We start from the raw sequence: 21,486 nt of genomic DNA, 5'->3' as shown, positions 1-21,486 counted from the left end.
TATGCTCGTAACAGTACCAGAGAAAGGGAGGTGATTCAGCGCCCGGCCGACGCTTCCAGGCTCAACGGAAAACCGTCAGAGTCCATCTCGACGTACAGGCTTGACCAGCCCTCATCGGGGATAGCGAGCGCAACGCAGGGTGTTGTGATGACCTGGGCCATCATGGCGTCACTATCCGGCCTGGTTGCCTCCAGCGACAGGGTCAGGACCTTCTCGACCGTTTGCGCCTGACGCAGCTCGGCGCCGTAACCCGGAGTAGGACGCTGCCCCAGATAGATCACCAGTACGTCCCGTCCGGCCTTGAGCGCCCCCTCACCAGCCGGCAGCAGACCATCCACATCGGGAAATTCCGACATTGACCGCGCCAGCGAGAGCCCGGGGCTCTGACGGTTGCAGTGATCCGCCTTCCCAACCACGTCGACACCGGAAAGCGACGCCATCTCCGCCTGCCCCGACTGGCATCCCACCAGTAACGGCACCAGCAGCCCGATTCCCAAAATTCGAAGACTTATCATTGCCATAATCCCCTTACCGGCAACTCACTGATTATTGATTCGACGGTAGCCGGGATCCGCCTGGGTATCAACCGGGCGGGTGAAGGCAGTTTCCAGTGTCACGCTCAGGTTCATGGTCCGGGTCACCTCAACCTCTCGCAGCCGCCCCTCTGACAGGTATTCCGCGCAAGCTTCACCCGGGCCGCAGAAGGCGCCGTCATTGTCCATATCCGTCCCGGCAATCAAATGATAGCGCCCGGGCTCGATGTCGGAAGTGTTGAACTCGAACTGATACCGCCCCTCGTTCGCTTCCACAAGCTTCTGTACGACTTCCACTCTGTCGTTGCTGTCATCAACCGGTATCAACTGGACAAAATGAGCGCCGGCATTCCGGTTCTCCTCCCCGCTCTCGAGCGTGGCGGTGACCGGGAGACTGAATGCCCGGTCCTCGCCATTGGCCGAATAGGTCACCTCCAACGTGTCACGGTATAGGGTGCCGGTATTCATGTTGTCGGTATTCAGCTCAACCCGGAAGCGGCGTTCACCCAGACGCACCACACTCAGCCAGTTCTCGGTGCTGGCAACGTCCGGTTTACTGAATGCCACCCCCGTATTACCGATTTCACGCAATCGCAGTTCCGCTTCAGTGTTGTCGTCATCAAACTGGAACGCTTCACGCTGGGGCTCCAGGGCCGCATAGCCCGACCAGTCACTGGATGCTGCTGCCGAGGCATCGATCACACCGCTACCGGTCTCTATATCAAACGCATCGGTCCCGGTGGCCTTGGTTATCTGGCCTTCGCGAACCAGGGCCCGCGCCACTGCCGGTGAGAGCTCATCGTCCCCCTGCCTCAGCATGGCCATCACACCACTGACATGGGGTGCGGCCATGGAGGTGCCCTGGAGATACCCAACGCCTCCGGGAACAGTGCTGAACACGGCTCCCTTACCATCACCACCACAGCCATTCGTCACGCCTCCGCCCGGCGCAACCAGATCCAGCCACACCCCGAAGTTGGAAAACTCGGAGCGCTCCCCCGTGCAATCCACGCTTCCAACCGCCAGGACCGTTGGGTAGGAAGCCGGGAAAAAGGGTCGGTCGTCCCCGGCATTTCCCGAGGCGCCCACAACGATCACGCCCGCATCTTCTGCGTCGGCAATGGCGTCCGCCAGGCTCGGATTATTCGTCTGACTGCCGAGGCTGAGGTTGATGAGGTCCGCCCGCGGCTGACCGCCCTCGTTGAGGACCCAACGGATCCCCTCAATGACATCGGCGACACTGCCCTCATCACTGCCAAGCACGCGCACCGGCACCAGATCCACGGCATGGGCAACGCCGGTCACCTTCCCGTTGGTACCACTTGCATCAGCACCAAGCGTACCCGTCACATGCGTGCCGTGATCGCTGTCGCTCTCGTCCAGGGGCCTGTAGTCATCATCAACCGCGTCATAACAGCCCTGTTGCGCGCAATTGATATTGGGCGCCAGCTCCGGGTGCCAGTCCTCATCGCGACGACTCACACCGGTATCGAGCACAGCCGCCCGCACCCCGGAGCCATCACGCCTGTCCCATGCATTTTTATCCAGATTGATGAGATCGTAATGCCACCTCTGTTTCGGATAACCGGTCTGGGTGGTTGGCGATAGAGCCTTGACCCGATGGTTGGGCGTGGCCGATGCCACCCCGGGTGTTTCTTCCAGCTCCCGGATCCATTCCAGGGTGCGAACCACCGTCTCACTACGGGTGGCATCCGCCGGCATGAGAGCTTCACGCTCACGCGGCATGCGCACATGATGCTGGCCTCCGCCGAGAGCCCGCTGCTGCCCTGCCGACGCAACCGCAGTACCGGCCTGGGTCCGCATCTGACCGCTGCCGCTCCCGGGCTCCATGGTCACAATCGCTTCCCCAGGCAGGATATCCGAACCGGCCACCCCAAGCGTCTCACCCTGGCTGAGCGACGTGACCCGGACCACGTAACGCGCCGGGCCGCCACCGCTTGCCGTCAGGATCAGGTCATGCTCCCCACCCTGCTGCGCCTGGACCGACTTGGTGGTTTCCTGATTATCCGCTGACTCGCTGTCTACCCCACCTGCAACCGGCTCCAGCCTGAGCTGTGTCGAGGGAGGTGCCAGTGTGGCACCGGATGGATTGTAGGGCGCGGGGAAAATGTTGACGGTCACACGCTGCCCGTTCACAAGGCTGAGGCGCAGTTGATCGGTGTCATCCGCAGGGTAGCTGAAGCCATTCCCGTAGCTGCCTGCTCCCGAACTGACGTAGCCGCCTACCGTCACATTACCGGGATAGGGAGACCCCGAATTCTGAACACCGTTCAGCGGCACGTCCCGGGAGCTGTCCAACCCCTGCACCGTCAGGTCCAGCGCCGTATCCGCATCGGTGCGGGTCCCGGACGCGATCTCAATTGTGCCCCGGATCACTCCCGGACCATTTGCCCCCCCACCATCGCCACCACAGGCGGCCAGCAGAAGCGTTGACGCTCCGCTCACGATCAGTTGGGTCAGCCACCTGGGGTACACGGATCGGTCCTCACTATTCCCGGTTGCAGGTCATCTCCATCATCCATGAATACCTACGAAAAAGCGGCCCCGAAGGGCCGCTTTTGTACAAGCTTTCACAGTTTCAACCGTAGAACAGAAGAGGCACCAGGCCAACCAGCAGCAGCGTCGTGCCCATCACCATCAGTGGCAGGATCAGGCGCTGGAAACGCCGGTAAAGGTTGGGCGCCTCGGGTTCCGGGACCAGCGCCTCCTTAACGCCCACCACCTGTCGGGTAAGGAGGTGGTTAAGTGCAACCGGTGGCGTCAGGTACCCCAGCTCGAAGGCCACAATGGTCATGACCCAGAAATGCAGCGCGTCGACACCCAGACCAATGGCTGGCTGCGCAATGGTGGCGGAAACCAGCACCACGGCCGCGAACGGGTCCATGAACATGCCGATGATGGTCAGCATCACCATGAGCGCCAGCACCACCAGCAGGACCGACTCGGCTTCCGCCGGGAAGAGGCCGGCGATCACATGGGAGCGCTCCAGCACACCACCAACAGTCATGGACAGACCAATGAGCGTGAGCAGCGCGCCCACATGCACGGCGGACTCACCGGCACCGAGCGCGATCCGACGGGTGGTGCCCGCGATGCGGCTGCCCCCGCCATCGTAATCAAGCGCCACCAGGGCGATCATGATGATCGGCAGCATCATGGGCGCGGTGAACTCGTTGAACTTCATTCCCAGCAGGAACCAGAACAGGAACACCATCACCGCAATCAGGATCACGTCCGGAATCAGCGGTTTGAGCGCCCGCAGCGACTGCTTCATGGCAAGCCGTGGGTTCTCGACCCTGGGCCTCCATTCTTTCTCGCTCCGGGTCACCATCAGGGTGAAGATGGTGGCGGAGAGGATGAACACCCAGAAGCCCCAGCCAAAGAGTTCGCTCGTTGTGACTTCCTTGTTCAGCGCCGCGACCACCACGATCAACAGGCAGGGATTGAGGACCACGCCCAGGCTGCCGGACATGGCCGTCGTAGCCAGAGACAGCTGACGCCCGGCCCCGGCCCGCCGCAGTTCATCATAGACGGTGCCGCCCACCGCAAGGATGAAGATGCCGGAGGCACCGGTGAACGCGGTCGGGAAGGCCGTGGCGAAGATCACGAGTGAGGCCAGCGTCGCCGGCGGCAGCTGCCAGGGCTGAACAATGGCGAGGAGCCGGTCCGGGATATTGGTCTGTTTGAGCATCATGCCCACAAACACATAGAGACCAATGTTCACGAACAGCGACGCGTGCTTGGTCAGCTGGTTCAGGTAAACACCAAGACCGGCCGTATCCCACTCACCACCGCTGGAGAAGTACAGGTAGCCCATGACCCCCATCCAGCAGTAGAGCGGAATGGCCAGAGGCGATGAGATGGCCAGCTTACCCCGGGGCAGATCCGCCGGCATGCTGAACAGACGCACCAGGTTGATCGCCGCCAGGACGCTGAACATCGTCATCCAGGCCTTCTGGAGCATCTGGAGGCTTCCGGTGTCCGGCGTATCGACAAGATCGCCGAAGTAGTTGTAAAGGGAGTAGACCATCAGCAGGTTGACCACCAGCTGGCCGGCTTCCGCCAGCACCCAGTCCACCCGGCTGATCGGGGGGCGGATACTGATGTGATGGTTCGCGAACGCTGCGGTAGCCGCGCCGAAACCAAGCAGCATGATGAACAGGTAGGTGGAGAGGGACCGATTATCCGTCAACCATGCGGACATGCCCCGCTCAACTGTTTTGTAGGCCACCAGAACGGGCGTAATACGCTCCTGCATGGCCTCGTACTGTTCGTGCTGCTCCTCGCAGCGCTCAACGTTGCCCTTGATCGAACGCCGCAGCTGCTCCTCGCTGGGGCCACCACCACCCAGACCGAAGGGGTCGTCCTCCTTCGCCGACAGCTCTTCCTGAACCCGCTTATCAATGTCGACATCCGTCTCGCAGCTGGGGGCCTCGGCCCCCGGATCCAGCGAGTAATACCCCGGCCATATCTGCTCGCCCATGGACAGCATGCGGGCATGCATATTGCTGCCGAGCCCCATCAGGAGCAGGGCGACCAGCAGCAGGAGAACGATCGCGCCGTGCAGACGGCGCGCATGGCTGGGGGCGCGGGCGCTACCCCAGGAGGAGGACGGTTCCGACATGACTACCTCAATACGTCAGGAATCAGGAATGAGTGGTGTTACTCACGGTCCGGTGCTGTGCACTCGGAGGCACCCGGATTGATCCGGCAACGCACCTTGCGCAGCAGCGTCAGCATCTCGCCGTGATACACCTCCGGCACCTCATTACCGTCCCCGTCCACGCCGTCACGCAGCTCGATGCGGTTCTGCCGGAACATTTCCTGATAGTCCGCGATGTCGGCATCCGGAATCTCCACCCAGGTATCGTCCGGGATGTCCTTTTCATATTCCTTGACGGACTTAAGCGCGGTGTTGAAGTGATCAAACGCCACCTCACGCGAGGTCTGGGCCTCCTCGTCCGTCAGCGCGTCATCACGCACCACGATCTGCATGGTCAGCTGGCCCAGCGGGTAATCAATCACGCCGCCGGTGTCTCCGATCCCCCGATAGAGCTCCAGTGCTTCATAAGCCCAGCCTGGCGCGTAAGCCGCGTCCACGGAGCGGTTGTTGAACTTGCCCCCAAAGTCGGTGATCGACGACGGCTCCACGCTCGCATTCACATAGTTCACCATGTGGACCGCATCCGGGTGATGATTGAGGGTCGCGAGGCGCTTGCCTGCAAGATCCTCGACCGTGTCCATGTCCCGGTCCGTTACGAACAGGTAGGCGGCCCCCAGCGGGAAAATCCCCGCGATCTCGTAGTCCCCCTCTTTCATGTACTGACTGGCCGAGGGCTTGTTGATAGCGGCAAGCACCGTCTCCAGGTGCTTATAGGAGGGAATCGCGCCCACGGCACTCAGGGTGCCTGTGAACTCGTTGTAGCGCCGGATCCGGATATCGGTGGCCGCCAGCGCATCGCAATCACCCGCAGAGAAGGAGGACATGGCCACACCCTCGTCGGTGTACGGCTCCAGATTGAACTTGATGCCTTTCTCGCGCATATCCAGCGCATAGTCCTCGATCAGCGCGTACTGGTCGCCACTGGAACCGATCAGGTCGAACACGCACATGTTGATTTCTTTTTCCTGGGCCTGCGCGAAAGGTGCCAGGCCAAGACAGACGGCTGCCGTCAGACTGCGGAGTCGCATGGATATCTCCTGTTGGATGTTGTTGTCAGTTGAGTCCCACTGCGGGCCTGCTCAGAGCAGGCCCTCGGTATCAATGTTGCTGCCCTCGTCCGGTTCGTTACCGGTTTCCCCGAAACGATTGACCGGGGTGCGATAGCCGTGTTCCCGGGTCCAGAGGCGATCGGACACCGCCCATGCAATCTGCATGGCCACACGGTCCGTCAGCTGATACCGCTCCCAAACTTCGAAGTCCTCGGAGGTTTCATCAAGATAGGCCAATGTTTCGGCAATGGTCTTATCCCGACCGACGTTCTCGGCAATCTGAAGCTCAAACGCAGCAGGAATCCGGAGCCCTTTCTCGACACCGAGCTTGCGGTTGCGCTCAAGAACTTCCCAGGCACTGGCACTGACCTCGTCCGGCTTCAAATCCGGGAGCAGTACCCAGATCGTCGCCCTCAGGCCTTCCGGAATACCGGCCCACTTCTCGTTGTCGACGCAGTAGGTGGAACGCTCAACCTGAGCGGCCAGACGGCGGGACACATCGGCACGACCGCCCGCCTTGCCGTCGTTCAGGACCGCCTGGGCGCCGGAGACGAGGCCGAGCAGGAAGGTGATTTCGTCCTGGTCGGTATAGAGGTTCGGGCATTCAGCATCCGGCTTGGGCTCGTAACTGAACCCCGTCAGCATCCGCTTGAAAGCACGCTCGCGGCGCTCCGCCGTAATACCGTACTTGCGCTGCATCGCTTCGCGGGCGTCACGCAGCTCGTTCAGGTTGCCCTCATAGTCGGCCCGCAGGTAACGCAGCTCTTCTTCCTGTGCGTCCTGCTCCATGCAGATGCCCGCCAGAACAGACAGCAGGGTACCGGTCTTGGCCGGCTCCATGGTTACCCGGGAAAAGGAGTAGAGAAGCGGGTCTACCGACTCGCCGAGCGCACAGGCTTTGCCAACGTCGGTCATGGCCAGCACGTAGGGCGTGTTCTCGGCTTCGGCATAACCGGTCATCACGTCACCGGTTATCTTGTGGAGGGGGTTAACGGAACACCCGGCCAGCATTACCAGAGCGACAAGCACACCAGTGATACGAGCCAGGGAGATGCCGTTATTGGTTTTGTTCGGCATGATCACTCTCCATCTGTTACGCAGCAGCCCGGAAGCGGGCACCGACTTGTTGGACAATCCACTCAAGCGCCCGCCACAGCGCGGGTTAAAGCTTGATGATCGTCAAGGCCGTCATGAAACGGCAGTCTCGGGGAGGATGCAACGGCCGAAATGGCAGGCCTGTGATGTCGTTACAGCGAGTAACCACCGGTAACAACGGTCTGGCCTGGGTCCACAAGGCTACGGACAGCGCAGAATTTTGGGAAAAGAGGCTTCAGGCAGGAGGGATTTTCAGCATGCTCATCACATGATCCGCCAGATTCTCAATGGTCATATCCCCCTCGGGCCGGTACCAGGTAATGGTCCAGCTGAGTGCGCCAGTGAGGAACCGGCGCAGTATGAACGGCTCCGCCTCGATCAGCCCATCGCTTTTGGCTCGGGTCAGCGTGTCCAGCCAGATGCCCTCGTAGACCTCCCGGAGTTCCAGGATCTCCGCCTGACTGGCTTCGGACAGGCTCCGCCACTCATACACCAGCACCGCCATGGCCTCGCCCGTCTCGCCATTGATCGACTCCAGCTCACACTGCACCAGCGTCCGCACCGCCTCGCCCGTATCGGCTACCGCCTCAAGCCGTGAACGCATCCGACCCGTGTTGACCAGAATCGCCTCCCTCATGACCGCCTTCAGGATCTCCTCCTTGGTACGGAAATGATGAAAGATGCTCCCGGACTGGATACCGACAGCGGAGGCCAGATCCCGCACCGTGGTGCGTTCATACCCCTTGTCCCGGAACAGGTGGGCAGCCTGGCGGAGGAGGCGGCCTCTTGGGGACTCCGGGTCGGTGAAGCTCGGGGGATCGGACGGGGCGGCCATTTCCTGGGACAAAGCAGAAGTCTCCATGTGGATAGTGCGACTGATTCTAGCAGGAACACAGTCTACCACAGTTTACAAACCAAGCGCTTGCTAGGTATATTCAGTCGAACCAATGGCAAGCACACAGAGGACCACCACCATGAGCGCCCCCCAGTCACTGCGCATCGGCTGCGCCGCCGCCTTCTGGGGCGACACCCAGACCGCCGCGCGCCAGCTCGTGGAAAAGGGCAACCTGGACTACCTGGTCTTCGACTACCTGGCCGAAATCACCATGTCCATCATGGCCGGCCAGAAAATGAAGGACCCCAGCCAGGGCTATGCCCGGGACTTTGTCGATACCGTCATGGGGCCGCTTCTTGGGGAGGTCAGCAACCAGGGCCTTAAAGTCATCAGCAATGCTGGTGGCGTGAACCCCACCGCCTGCTGCGATGCCCTCCAGGCCCTGGTGGATGAACAGGGCCTGGACCTGAAGATCGCGCTGGTGCTGGGCGACGACCTGATGCCACAGAAAAGCGAACTCTCGAAGGCCGGCATTACCGAAATCGACACCGGCGCCCCCCTGCCCGACATGATGGTCAGCCTCAACGCCTACCTCGGTGCCCCGGGCATTGTGCAGGCGCTGGAACAGGGCGCGGACATCGTCATCACCGGCCGCGTCGCCGACAGCGCCGTCGTCCTGGCGCCCCTGATGCACGAATTCGGCTGGAGCTTCGACGATTACGACCGTCTCGCCCAGGGCAGCCTCGCCGGCCACCTCATCGAATGCGGCGTCCACGCCACCGGCGGCAACTTCACCGACTGGGAACGCGTCGCCGAGGGCTTCGACAACATGGGCTTCCCCATCGCCGAGGTGGGTCCGGACGGCAGCTTCACCCTGACCAAGCCCCCGGAAACCGGCGGCGAAGTCAGTTTCGGCACCGCGGCGGAACAACTCGTCTACGAAATCGACGACCCGCGTGCCTACTACCTGCCGGACGTCATCTGCGACTTCACCAACGTCACCATCGAGACAATCGGCCCTGACCATGTCCGCATCAGCGGCGCCCGCGGCCTGCCCCCGACCCACACCTACAAGGTCGCCGGCACCTGGCCCGACGGCCACAAGTGCACCGTCACCTTCCTGCTCGCCGGAATGGATGCCGCCAGCAAAGCCGAAGCGGTTGCCAGCGCGATACTGCGCAAGTCCGAACGCCTGATCCAGGAACAGGGCTACGCCCCCTACAGCGACACCAGCGTGGAACTGCTCGGCACCGAAACCACCTACGGCCCCCAGGGCCGACACGGCGACACCCGCGAAGTGGTCATCAAGATCAGCGCCACCCACCCGGACAAGAAAGCCCTGGTCATCTTCTCCCGCGAAATCGCCCAGGCCGGCACCGGCATGGCCCCGGGCCTGACCGGCATCGTCGGCGGCCGCCCCACTGTCTGGCCCAAGATCCGGCTTTACTCCTGTCTGGTGCCCAAGGAGCAGGTATCGGTGAGAGTGGAACTCAACGGTGATAAGACCGAGGTGGCAGTACCACAGACAGGCGGCTTCTCACGGGATCAAATCGCGGAACCCGTGGACGTACCGGCCCCGGAAGGAAACGCCGACACCGACGTCCGCCTGGTCGACCTCGCCTGGGGCCGCAGCGGCGACAAGGGCGACCACTGCAACATCGGCATCGTCGCCCGCCGCCCGGAGTACCTGCCGTGGATTGCGGCTGCGCTTACTGAGAAGCGGGTAGCCGAATGGATGGGACACACACTGGACCCGGAAAAAGGCGAGGTCCTGCGCTGGCACATGCCCGGCATCAACGCCCTGAATTTTCTGCTGAAACACAGCCTGGGAGGCGGCGGCGTGGCCAGCCTGCGAATCGATCCCCAAGGGAAGGCCTTTGCGCAGCAGTTACTGGAGATTCCTGTGGCTGTGCCTTCGAGTTTGCTGCCGTGATTACTGCAGCATGCCGGCTCGGAGGAGGCGCCAAAGTGGGGAGTGCTGCGAGCTTCGCGGTGACGCAACCGAGGTAAAAAATGAAATGTGTAGGAGCGAAGAGGCAGGTTAGCGCCACCCCAAACGTCGGAAGCCCCGATTTGGGGCATGCAACCAACAACCAGACCTGGGACAAGAGACAAAAACCCGATGAGCTACCAATCAATCTTCAAAGAAGGCCTGTTCGAGAACCAGACCATCATCGTCACCGGCGGCGGCTCCGGCATCGGCCGCTGCACCGCCCATGAACTGGCCGCCCTGGGTGCCAACGTCATCCTCATCGGCCGCAAGCTCGAAAAAGTCCAGGCCGTCGCGGATGAAATCAGGGAAGATGGCGGCACCGCCCATCCCTACAGTTGCGACATCCGCGACGAAGACGCCGTCAAACCCGTCATCGAAAGCATCATCCAGGACCACGGCCCCATCCACGGCCTGGTCAACAACGCCGGCGGCCAGTTCCCCTCGCCGCTGGCCGGCATCAACCAGAAAGGCTGGGAAACCGTCGTGCGTACCAACCTCACCGGCGGCTTCCTCGTCTCCCGCGAAGTCTACAACCAGAGCATGACGAAGACCGGCGGCGCCATCGTCAACATCGTCGCCGACATGTGGGGCGGCATGCCGGGCATGGGCCACTCCGGGGCCGCGCGCGCCGGGATGGTGAACTTCACCCAGACCGCCGCCGTGGAATGGGGTGCCTCCGGGGTACGCGTGAACGCCGTGGCCCCGGGCTGGATCGCCTCCAGCGGCATGGACAGCTACCCGGACAGCATGAAGTCCTGGATCCGTGGCCTGCGCGAGGCCGTGCCCTGCAAGCGCATCGGCACCGAAGCCGAAGTCAGCAGCGCCATCTGCTTCCTGCTCTCCCCCGGCTCCCGCTTCATCTCAGGCGACACGCTGCGCATCGACGGCGGCGCCTCCCAGGGCGGAAGTGTCTGGCCCCTGCCCAAAGCGAAGAACAACGAAGACTTCAACGGCTTCCACCGGGCAGTTACGCCCCGGGTACTCCAGGACGACGAGGACTGAACGCCATGCAGGTGATTGAATCCACCATCGATCCCAACAGCCCGGAGTTCGCCGAAAACGCCGAGGCCATGCAGACAGAGATCGAGACCTTCCGTGCTGTCGAGCGGCTGGTGCGCGACAAGGCGGAAGAAGCCAGGGAGAAGTTCAACCAGAAGAACAAGCTCCTGCCCCGGGACCGCATCAACCTGCTTCTGGATCGCGGCAGCCCCTTCCTCGAAATCTGCCCGCTGGCCGGCTACAAGATGCACGATGACAAGGACGGCTCCATGGCCGGCGGCGGCATGATCTGCGGCATCGGGTACGTGGGCGGCGCCCGCGTGATGGTTTCCGCCAGCAACAGCGCCATCAAGGGCGGCACCATCACGCCGGCAGGCCTCGATAAGACCCTGCGGTCCCAGGAAATCGCCATGGAGAACAACCTGCCGGTGATTTCGCTGTCGGAAAGCGGTGGCGCCAACCTCAACTACGCCACGGACATCTTCGTGCCCGGCGCCCGGGGGTTCGCCAACCAGGCCCGGATGTCCGCCGCCGGCATTCCCCAGATCACCGTGGTCCACGGCAACGCCACCGCCGGCGGCGCCTACCAGCCCGGCCTTTCGGACTACGTGATCGTCGTCCGCGAGCAGGCCAAGATGTTCCTCGCCGGCCCGCCCCTGCTCAAGGCCGCCACCGGCGAGGTCGCCACCGATGAAGAGCTCGGCGGCGCGGAGATGCACAGCGAGGTCGCCGGCACCGCCGAATACCTGGCGGAGAACGACGCCGACGGCGTACGCCAGGCCCGCGAAATCATGGCCACCCTCGACTGGAACAAGACCCTGCCGGCACGGGCGCCACAAACCTGGGAAGAGCCGCTTTACAGCCCGGATGAACTACCCGGCGTCATCCCGGCGGACAGCCGCAGGCCCTACGACGTACGCGAAATCCTCGCCCGCATCGCCGACGGCTCACGCTTCCTCGACTTCAAGAACGATTTCGACAGCCAGACCGTCTGCGGCTGGATCGAGGTCTACGGCGGCTCCGTGGGCATCATCGGCAACAACGGCCCCATCACCCCACGCGGCGCCGCCAAGGCCGCCCAGTTCATCCAGCTCTGCGACCAGTCACAGACACCACTCCTGTTCCTGCACAACACCACCGGATTCATGGTCGGCACCGACTCCGAACAGAACGGCATCATCAAACACGGCTCCAAGATGATCCAGGCCGTCACCAATGCCCGCGTTCCCCGCATCGCCGTGGTCGTCGGCGGCTCCTACGGCGCCGGCAACTATGCGATGTGCGGCCGCGGCCTCGACCCGAGATTCATCTTCGCCTGGCCCAACAGCCGCACCGCCGTCATGGGCGGCGCCCAGGCCGGCAAGGTGATGCGCATCGTGGCCGAAGAGAAACAACGCAAGAACGGCGTCGAGCCCGACCCACAGCAACTAAATGTACTGGAGCAGTCTACCGCCAAGAAACTCAACGACGGCTCCCACTCCCTATTTGGCACTGCCCGACTCTGGGATGACGGACTGATTGACCCCAGGGACACACGCCGGGTCGTGGGCGAGGCGCTGGCGATCTGCCAGGAAGGTGATGAGCGCGAGCTCCAATCGAATAGTTTTGGCGTGGCGCGCCTATGAGAACCACGGCGGCGCTACCTGAACGTTTGGAAGGCTCTGGAGTGGGGGAGTCTTTCCGGGAGGCTCGATGACAGGGATGTCATCGCGCCAGCGCCCATGGATGGGTTCACAGCGGTCCCGGAAAGACTCCCCCACTTCAGAGCCCGGTACACAACAACCAGTCTAGAGACAAGACAGAGGCCAGAACCCAATGCAATTCACCGAAGAACACCAGGCCCTCAGAAAAACCGTCCGCGATTTCGTCGAAAACGAAATCAACCCCAACTGCGACGAATGGGAACGCGACGGCCGCTACCCCATCCACGAGATCTTCAAGAAACTCGGCGACCTGGGTCTCCTCGGCATCCAGAAACCCGAGGAATACGGCGGCATGGGCCTCGACTACAGCTACAACCTCGTCGCCGCCGAAGAATTCGGCATCGCCGCCGCTGGTGGTGTGCCCCTGTCCATCGGCGTCCAGACCGACATGTGTACTCCGGCACTGGCCCGTTTCGGTTCTGCCGAGCAGAAAGAGGAATTCCTGCGGCCTTCCATAACCGGGGAAAAGGTCGGCTGCATCGGCGTCAGCGAAGTCGGCGCGGGCTCGGACGTCGCGGGCCTGAAGACCAATGCGAAATCCGACGGCGACGACTACATCATCAACGGCCACAAGATGTGGATCACCAATGCGCCCAGCGCCGACTTCATCTGCCTGCTGGCCAACACCAGCGACGACAAGCCCCACAAGAACAAGAGCCTGATCATCGTCCCCATGGACACCCCCGGCATCAGCGTCGCGCCGCACCTGGACAAGCTCGGCATGCGCTCCTCCGAGACCGCCCAGGTCTTTTTCGACGATGTGCGCGTGCCCAAGCGCAACCGCATCGGCGCCGAAGGCACCGGCTTCATGATGCAGATGCTGCAGTTCCAGGAGGAACGCCTCTGGGGCGCTGCCAACGTCATCAAGGCACTGGAAGGCTGCGTGGATAAAACCATCGACTACTGCCGCGAGCGCGAGACCTTCGGCCAGCCGCTGATCAACAACCAGGCCATCCACTTCCGCATGGCCGAGCTGCAGACGGAGATCGAGGCGCTGCGTGCCCTCACCTACCAGGCCTGCGAACTGCACGTGGCCCAGAAGGACGTCACCCAGCTCGCCTCCATGGCCAAGCTCAAGGCCGGGCGTCTGGGCCGCGAGGTGACCGATGCCTGCCTGCAGTACTGGGGCGGCAATGGCTACATGTGGGACAACCCGGTCTCGCGGGCCTATCGCGACGTTCGCCTGGTCTCGGTGGGCGGCGGTGCCGACGAGATCATGCTCGGCATCATCTGCAAACTCATGGGCACGCTGCCCGGCAAGCAGAAAGGAGACTCGTGATGGCCACGCTCCCCGAGTGCGAGACGCTGAAACTGGAACGGTCCGGCAGCATCCTGCATCTCACCCTCAACCGGCCGGACAGCCGCAATGCCATGAGCCTGGCCATGGTCCACGAGCTGCGCTCGGTGTTTGCCGCCATTCGCGACGACACTGGGGTGCGGGCCGTGGTCCTGCGCGGCACCGGCGGGCACTTCTGTGCCGGGGGTGATGTGAAGGACATGGCCTCGGCGCGTGGGCAGAAGGCGGAGGATGGCAGTGATCCGATCTTTGAGCTGAACCGGGCCTTTGGGCATCTGTTAAGCGAAACGGAGTCGGCGCCGCAGACGACGGTCGCGGTACTGGAGGGCGCCGTCATGGGCGGCGGTTTCGGGCTGGCCTGTGTGTCGGATGTCGCCCTGTGCCTGGAGAGCGCGAAATTCGGGCTACCGGAGACAACACTGGGGATCACGCCGGCGCAGATTGCGCCCTTTGTGGTGCGGCGGATCGGGCTGACCCAGGCGCGGCGGCTGGCATTGACGGGGCATCGGTTTGATGGGAGCGAGGCGTTCTGGCTTGGCGTTGTACATGACTTTGCCAAATCCGGTGAGGAGCTGGATCAGAAGCTGGGGCAGGTGCTGGAGCGGATCCGGCATTGTGCGCCCGGGGCTTCGCGGATGACCAAGGAGCTTTTGCTGGCGGTTGAGAGTGAGCCGCTGGATGAGTTGCTGGATCGGGCAGCTCGGGATTTTGCAGGGGCTGTTCGGGGGCATGAAGGCCAGGAGGGAACAATGGCGTTTATGCAGAAGCGGAAGCCTTCGTGGGCTGAGGAATAGCGTCGTCTCCAGATGGTTGAGTTGGTTGCAGGTGTCGGCACGGGGGAGGTCTTTCAGGGACCGCTGTGAACCCATCCATGGGCGCTGGCGCGATGACATCCTGTCATCGAGCCTCCCTGAAAGACCTCCCCCGCACCGACACCCCGAAAACCATTGGAAAACGCTACGAGAAATACTGTAGGAGCGAGCTTGCTCGCGATTGTTTCCAGGATCGCGAGCAAGCTCGCTCCTACAGAACACCAATTAGATCACCTTTATGGGTGCAGGTCGGATGTTCAACAAACTATTGATAGCAAACCGCGGCGAGATCGCGGTGCGGGTGAACCGGACGGCCCAGGCGCTGGGGTATCGGACGGTCGCGGTGTTCAGTGATGCGGACCGGGACGCGCCGCATGTGCGGATGGCGGATGAAGCGGTTCGCGTGGGGCCGGCACCGGCGGGTGAGTCGTACCTGAACATTGAAGCCATCCTGGAGGCGGCACGCCTGACCGGGGCGGATGCGGTGCACCCGGGGTATGGATTTCTCTCGGAGAACGCGGCGTTCGTTTCGGCCTGCGCGGAACACGGGATCACCTTCATCGGGCCGCCAGCGCATGCAATGGAGTTGATGGGCAGCAAACGGCGATCCAAGGAGGCGATGGCCGAGGCGGGCGTACCAACGGTGCCGGGCTTCCAGAGCGCGGAGACGGATCCGTCGCCCTGGCAGAAGGCTGCCGATGGGATCGGGTACCCGGTGATGATCAAGGCATCCGCCGGTGGTGGCGGACGGGGCATGCGGTTGGTGCATGAGCCCGACAAACTGGCGGATGAGCTGGCCAGGGCGCGCTCGGAAGCGGAGTCGGCCTTCGGCGACGGGGAGCTGATCCTGGAGAAGGCGATCGTCCGGCCGCGACATATCGAGATTCAGGTCTTCGCGGATCAGCAGGGTCATGCCATCCACCTGGGGGAACGGGACTGCTCCGTCCAGCGCCGGCACCAGAAAGTGGTCGAGGAAGCGCCCTCGCCGTTCGTCGATGAATCCATGCGTCAGGCCATGGGCGATGCGGCGGTGAAGGCCGCCCAGGCCTGTGGTTATGTGGGCGCCGGCACGGTGGAGTTCATCGTGGACGAGGCGCGGAACTTCTACTTCCTGGAGATGAACACGCGCCTTCAGGTGGAGCACCCAGTCACCGAGGAAGTCACGGGGCTGGACCTGGTGGAACTGCAGCTCCGGGTCGCCCAGAGCGAACCATTGCTATTGCAGCAGTCGGATGTCCGCATTCAGGGCCACGCCATCGAAGTCCGGCTCTATGCCGAGGATCCCGCCCAGGGGTACATGCCTCAGACCGGCCCGCTCCACCGCTGGCGCCCCGCTCTGGGTGACGGAATCCGCGTGGATGACGGAATCCGCGTGGATGACGGCATCCGCGAGGGAAACGCGGTCACGCCGCACTACGACCCGATGATCGCCAAGATCGTGGCACGCGGCCAGGACCGCAACAGCGCCCGGCGCAGACTGATCCGATCCCTCGAGGATACGGTCCTGCTCGGCGTCACGCACAACGCCTGGTTTCTCTCCCGCATTCTCGCCCATGAGACTTTTGCCGCCGGCGAGGCCACCACGGCCTTCCTTGAGACCGAATTCCAGGGCGACCCCAGCCTTTCCCCGCTTGACCCCACAACTGCGGAGCTGGCCCTGGCGGCGCTCATGCTTTACCGGACAGGCATCACCGGCCCCCTTGAGGATCACGCAGGCTGGAGCAACAGCCTGCCCAGTGCCTGCCCGATCCAGCTGGCGACCGGTGAGGGACAGCAGTGGGTCCGACTGACCGATCAGCGGGGCCTGATCGAGGCGCAGGTCGGTGAAACCCGCCATGAGCTGCGGATTGAGTCCCAGGATGCGAATGAGTTGGTCGTCACCCTCGACGGTGTGCGTCAGAAGAGCCAATATCAGATTGTCGGATCAACCCTATATTGTCACGCCAAGGGTCGCGCCCTGCGTTTTGAGGACACGACTCACGCTCCGGCCCGGCGGGCCGACGAACAGGGCAGCGGCGAGGTGCGCGCCACAATGGATGGCGCCGTCGTTGAAGTGAGCGTGACCGAGGGTGACCGGGTCCAGGCCGGCCAGACACTGGCGGTACTGGAAGCAATGAAGATGGAACACCCACTCAGGGCCGATCGCGACGGTGAGATCACCGGGGTCCGGGTCAGCACCGGCGACCAGGTGCGCACCCGCCAGATCCTGATGACCGTCACGGCCGACGCCTCACGCGACGCGGAGAGCAACAATGACAAGTAACCTGAACGGAAAGACGGTCCTCATCACCGGCGGCAGCCGCGGCATCGGCCGCGCCATTGCCCTCGCCTGCGCCCGGCAGGGCGCCAACATCGTGGTGGCCGCGAAGTCCGACGAGCCGCACCCGAAGCTGCCCGGCACCATCCACACAGTCGCTCAGGAAGTGGAAGAGACAGGCAGCAAGGCACTGGCGCTGAAACTGGACGTACAGGACGAGAACCAGGTCGCCGAGGTCATGCAGAAAGCGGCGGACCACTTCGGCGGCATCGACTGTCTGGTCAACAATGCCGGCGCCATCCGCCTTCAGGGCGTGGCGGACCTGCCGGTCAAGCGCTACGACCTGATGCAGTCCATCAACGCCCGCGCGGTCTTCGTTTGCTCCCAGGCCGCCCTGCCCTGGCTGCGCGAGTCCGACCATGGGCATATCCTGAACCTGGCACCGCCGATCAGCCTCAACCCCAAGTGGTTCGCGAATAACGCCCCCTACACCCTGAGCAAGTACGGCATGTCCATGCTCACCATCGGCATGGCGGAAGAGTTCCGCAAGATGCCGATCGCGGTGAACTCGCTCTGGCCGCGAACCCTGGTGTCCACGGCCGCCATTGAGTTCGAAGTGGGCGGTCCGGAGCTGATGGCGAAAGGCCGTAAACCGGAAGTCATGGGTGACGCTGCGGCGGCCATTCTCCAGCGCCCACCGTCGCGCACCACAGGCCAGTGCCTGATCGACGACGACGTGCTGGCAGAAGAAGGTGTCCACGATCTGGAACACTACCGCTATGACCCGAACGGACCGGAGCTGATGAAGGACTTTTTCCTGGACGACTGAAGACCAGCAACGAGCTCGATGAGGGGGAGCGGGGCACCCTTCACGGGAAGCTCTGGAGCCATGGATGGCGGAAGAGCAGCGTACAGGGATGTATTTACAGCGTTTCCCGTGAAGGGTGCCCCGCTTCCCCTCTTGCAACGAGCTTAACAAGGATCGCCATGACCACGGACCAGATCAAAGCTACCGACGTCATCCGCAAAGTTCCAGGCCTTATCCGCAAGGCGCCCTACATGGCACGGGGCCTCTATTACTATTCCATGAGCGACGACGAAAAGACCCAGAGCATCGGCACCTTCGTCGAACGCAACGCACGCCGCCACAGCGAAAACGCTGCCATCCACTACGGCGAGCAGACCCTCACCTGGCACCAGTTCAACCAATGGGCCAACCAGTACGCCCACTGGTTCCGCAGCCAGGGCCTGAAGCGGGGCGACACCGTCGCAGTGCTGCTGGAGAACCGCCCCGAGTTGCTGGCCATCGTCACCGGCGCCGGGAAGATGGGCATTGCCTGCGCCATGCTCAATACCTCGCAGAAAGGTGACGTCCTCGTACACAGCATTGGTCTGGTCGAGCCGGAAAAGGTTGTGGTGGGCGAGGAACTCCTGGACACGTTTGAAGCCATACGGGACCGCGTCACGCCGGAGGGTGACAACACCCTGCTGTACCTTGCCGACCGGGATACCCGCAGCGACTTCGGCGACGCCCCAGAGGGCTATACCAATCTCGCCGAGGCCATCAGTACCGTCGATACACTGGATCCCGCGCCCAAGGACCCACCCCGGCTCGGCGACACCGCCGTCTACATCTACACCTCCGGCACCACCGGCCTGCCCAAGGCAGCCCCGAGCAGCCACCGCAAGTTCTTCAAGGCCAGCGGCAGCTTCGGGCTCATGGCCCTGAACATGACGCCGGACGACGTGCTCTACTGCAGCCTGCCCTTCTACCACGGCACGGCACTGCTGGTATGCTGGGGCTCCGTGCTCTCCGGGGCCTCATCACTGGTCATGAAACGCCGGTTCAGTGCCAGCCGCTTCTGGGATGACGTGCGCTACTACGGCGCCACCACTTTCGGTTACGTGGGCGAACTCTGCCGCTACCTGCTGAACCAGCCAGCCACCTCCCAGGATCGCAACCATCCACTGCGTAAGATGATCGGTAATGGGCTCCGTCCCTCCATCTGGAACGAGTTCAAGGAGCGCTTCGGTATCGAACAGGTGGCGGAGTTCTACGCCTCCAGCGAAGGCAACATCGGGTTCACCAACGTTTTCAACCTCGACTGCACCGTGGGCATGTCCACGGCACCCTACAAGCTCGTGAAGGTGAAGGAAGGCACCAAGGAACCCATCCGGGACAACCAGGGCAAGCTGCAGGAAGTCGCGAAGGGCGAGCCCGGCCTGCTGATCGGCGAGATCAACCAGAAATGGAACTTCGAGGGCTACACCCGCAAGGAGGACACCGAAAAGTCCATCATCCGGGACGCCTTCAAAAAAGGCGACGCCTGGTTCAACACCGGCGACATAATGCGCGACATCGGCTGGCGCCACCTGCAGTTCGTCGACCGCATGGGCGACACCTTCCGCTGGAAGGGCGAAAACGTCTCCACTAACGAAGTGGAGAACATCATCGACGGCTTCGGGGGCTTTGAGGACATTGTCGTCTACGGCGTGGCCATCCCGGGCCATGACGGCAAGGCGGGCATGGCCACCCTGGTGCCGCGCGACCAGGCGCCGGATCTGGATGCCCTGCACCGCTATCTGAAAGACAACCTTCCGCCCTACGCGGTGCCTGTCTTCCTGCGGCTGACCGAAGCCATCGAGACCACCGGCACTTTCAAGTACAAGAAAAACGACCTCCAGAAGCAGGCCTGGCACCCGGGCGACGAAGGCGATCAGGTGTTTGCGCTACTGCCGGGCGGCAACGGTTACCAGGAACTGGACAAGGCCACCGTGGCAGCCATCGACCGCGGCGAGATCGCCTTCTGAGGGAGAGTATCGATGACAGATCCAACGCCGAAGATCCATGCCTTCCAGGACGATGCCCTGGGCAACGATGATGCGGTAGCGCTGAAGGAACGACTCAAACGAGGCACGGTTTCCAAGCAGGACGTGACCCGGGCCGCCATCGAACGCCTGCGCCAGCTGGATCCACAGCTTAACGCTCTGGTGGCGGAATGCTTCGACGAGCCACGGCAAAGTACTCCGGGTCGAAACGGCAGCCTGTCCGGCATCCCGTCACTGCTCAAGGACAACACCGACCTCAAGGGGATTCCCAGCCGCCATGGCTCCGCCGCCATCCAGCCGCACCCGGCCAGGCACGACGGCGCCTACGCAAAGGAATTCCTGGCTGCGGGCCTGACTCTGCTTGGCAAGACGGCTCTCCCCGAGTTCGGTTTCAACGCCACCACCGAACCGGCCCACGACGAGCCGACCCGCAACCCCTGGAACCCGGCATTCTCAACCGGCGGTTCCTCAGGTGGTTCCGCGGCCATGGTCGCGGCTGGCGCCGTCCCCATGGCCCATGCCAACGATGGCGGTGGTTCCATCCGCATTCCCGCTGCCTGCTGCGGCCTGGTCGGGCTCAAGCCCACACGCGGGCGCCATGCTGTCAGTGAAACCGCCCGCCCACTACCGATCAATGTGGTCAGCGAAGGCGTGGTCACCCGCACGGTCCGTGACACTGCTCTATTTCATGCCGAAATGGAACGTGTGCACCGCAACCGCAAACTACCGCCCATCGGCCATGTCCAGGGGCCGGGCCAGAAGCGGTGCCGCGTGGGCCTGATGCCGGACTCCATCAACGGCACCCCGACCGACGAGGCTACCCGGCGCGCCGTGGAGGACACCGCCCACCAGCTGGAGCTCAACGGCCACCGGATCGAGCCCGTGGCCCCACCGGTGGATCCCTCGTTCCCGGAGGACTTCAAGCACTACTGGGGCATGCTCTCGTTCCTGGCTACCGCCGGCGGTCGTTTCGCTTTCGGCAAAGGGTTTGACCCTGAGCAGGTGGACGGCCTCAGCCGTGGGCTCTATCAACGTTTCCGCCGCAACATGCACCGCCTTCCGGCCATCATCACGCGGCTCAAGCGCACCCGGAGTCAGTACGCCCGCTTCTTCGAGGACTACGACATCCTGCTCTCACCGGTGCTCGGCCACACCACGCCAGAGCTCGGCTGGCTGCACCCGGACGTGCCCTACGACACCCTGATGGAGCGCCTTTCCGCCTACGTAAGCTTCACGCCCTACTGCAACACCGCCGGCGGGCCGGCCCTGTCCATGCCCATGGGCTGGACCGAAGCCGGCCTGCCCATCGGCGTCCACCTGGCCGCCGGACACGGGCAGGAGCGGTTGCTACTCGAGCTGGGGTATGAACTGGAAAGTGAGCAGAGCTGTTTCTGAACAGG

Annotated in this window: 15 protein-coding genes; 9 read left to right on the top strand and 6 right to left on the bottom strand. The window is 63.1% G+C overall.

Features of this window, described 5'->3' with window-relative positions:
- Nucleotides 1-35 precede the first annotated feature (35 nt).
- From GLW01_RS01260 to GLW01_RS01235, 6 genes are all read right to left on the bottom strand, one after another.
- Complete coding sequence (locus GLW01_RS01260) at nt 36-515, bottom strand: protease complex subunit PrcB family protein (RefSeq protein ID WP_160897870.1); 480 nt, start codon at nt 513-515, stop codon at nt 36-38.
- Between the two features lie 24 nt (nt 516-539).
- The gene (locus GLW01_RS01255; protein ID WP_160897869.1) at nt 540-2,999 is read right to left on the bottom strand and encodes a S8 family serine peptidase; all 2,460 of its coding nucleotides are present in this window, start codon (nt 2,997-2,999) and stop codon (nt 540-542) included.
- 133 nt (nt 3,000-3,132) lie between these two features.
- Nucleotides 3,133-5,178, bottom strand: a complete 2,046-nt coding sequence (locus tag GLW01_RS01250) for a TRAP transporter large permease subunit (protein WP_160897868.1) — start codon at nt 5,176-5,178, stop codon at nt 3,133-3,135.
- A 38-nt stretch (nt 5,179-5,216) separates the two neighbouring features.
- Nucleotides 5,217-6,245: a putative solute-binding protein gene (locus GLW01_RS01245; RefSeq protein WP_160897867.1), complete on the bottom strand. Its 1,029-nt coding sequence runs from the start codon at nt 6,243-6,245 to the stop codon at nt 5,217-5,219.
- 51 nt (nt 6,246-6,296) lie between these two features.
- Nucleotides 6,297-7,343, bottom strand: coding sequence for a hypothetical protein (locus GLW01_RS01240; RefSeq protein WP_160897866.1), 1,047 nt, complete (start codon nt 7,341-7,343; stop codon nt 6,297-6,299).
- A gap of 253 nt (nt 7,344-7,596) precedes the next feature.
- Nucleotides 7,597-8,208 carry a TetR/AcrR family transcriptional regulator gene (locus GLW01_RS01235; RefSeq protein WP_286173203.1) on the bottom strand — a complete coding sequence of 204 codons (612 nt, stop codon included), beginning with the start codon at nt 8,206-8,208 and terminating at the stop codon, nt 7,597-7,599.
- A 127-nt stretch (nt 8,209-8,335) separates the two neighbouring features.
- Between GLW01_RS01235 and GLW01_RS01230 the strand changes: the two genes are divergently transcribed.
- The 9 genes from GLW01_RS01230 (at nt 8,336) to GLW01_RS01190 (ending at nt 21,481) form a co-directional block, all read left to right on the top strand.
- A complete protein-coding gene (locus GLW01_RS01230) occupies nt 8,336-10,129 on the top strand; it encodes an acyclic terpene utilization AtuA family protein (protein ID WP_160897865.1) in 1,794 nt (597 codons plus the stop codon).
- 189 nt (nt 10,130-10,318) lie between these two features.
- Nucleotides 10,319-11,191: an SDR family oxidoreductase gene (locus GLW01_RS01225; RefSeq protein ID WP_160897864.1), complete on the top strand. Its 873-nt coding sequence runs from the start codon at nt 10,319-10,321 to the stop codon at nt 11,189-11,191.
- Nucleotides 11,192-11,196: 5 nt separating this feature from the next.
- Nucleotides 11,197-12,813 carry an acyl-CoA carboxylase subunit beta gene (locus GLW01_RS01220; RefSeq protein ID WP_160897863.1) on the top strand — a complete coding sequence of 539 codons (1,617 nt, stop codon included), beginning with the start codon at nt 11,197-11,199 and terminating at the stop codon, nt 12,811-12,813.
- A gap of 190 nt (nt 12,814-13,003) precedes the next feature.
- Nucleotides 13,004-14,170: a citronellyl-CoA dehydrogenase gene (gene atuD, locus GLW01_RS01215; protein WP_160897862.1), complete on the top strand. Its 1,167-nt coding sequence runs from the start codon at nt 13,004-13,006 to the stop codon at nt 14,168-14,170.
- Nucleotides 14,170-14,982, top strand: coding sequence for an enoyl-CoA hydratase/isomerase family protein (locus GLW01_RS01210; RefSeq protein WP_160897861.1), 813 nt, complete (start codon nt 14,170-14,172; stop codon nt 14,980-14,982). Before atuD ends, GLW01_RS01210 begins: the two co-directional genes overlap by 1 nt.
- Before the next feature lie 271 nt (nt 14,983-15,253).
- Nucleotides 15,254-17,263 carry an acetyl/propionyl/methylcrotonyl-CoA carboxylase subunit alpha gene (locus GLW01_RS01205; RefSeq protein ID WP_160897860.1) on the top strand — a complete coding sequence of 670 codons (2,010 nt, stop codon included), beginning with the start codon at nt 15,254-15,256 and terminating at the stop codon, nt 17,261-17,263.
- Complete coding sequence (locus GLW01_RS01200; protein ID WP_160897859.1) at nt 17,253-18,086, top strand: SDR family oxidoreductase; 834 nt, start codon at nt 17,253-17,255, stop codon at nt 18,084-18,086. Before GLW01_RS01205 ends, GLW01_RS01200 begins: the two co-directional genes overlap by 11 nt.
- Before the next feature lie 158 nt (nt 18,087-18,244).
- Nucleotides 18,245-20,068 carry a long-chain-acyl-CoA synthetase gene (locus GLW01_RS01195; protein WP_160897858.1) on the top strand — a complete coding sequence of 608 codons (1,824 nt, stop codon included), beginning with the start codon at nt 18,245-18,247 and terminating at the stop codon, nt 20,066-20,068.
- A gap of 12 nt (nt 20,069-20,080) precedes the next feature.
- Nucleotides 20,081-21,481, top strand: coding sequence for an amidase (locus GLW01_RS01190; RefSeq protein WP_160897857.1), 1,401 nt, complete (start codon nt 20,081-20,083; stop codon nt 21,479-21,481).
- Nucleotides 21,482-21,486 lie beyond the last annotated feature (5 nt).

The sequence above is a fragment of the Vreelandella halophila genome (assembly GCF_009856365.1).
Lineage (GTDB): Bacteria > Pseudomonadota > Gammaproteobacteria > Pseudomonadales > Oleiphilaceae > Halospina > Halospina utahensis_B.
This window is presented reverse-complemented; position numbering and strand designations above follow the sequence as displayed.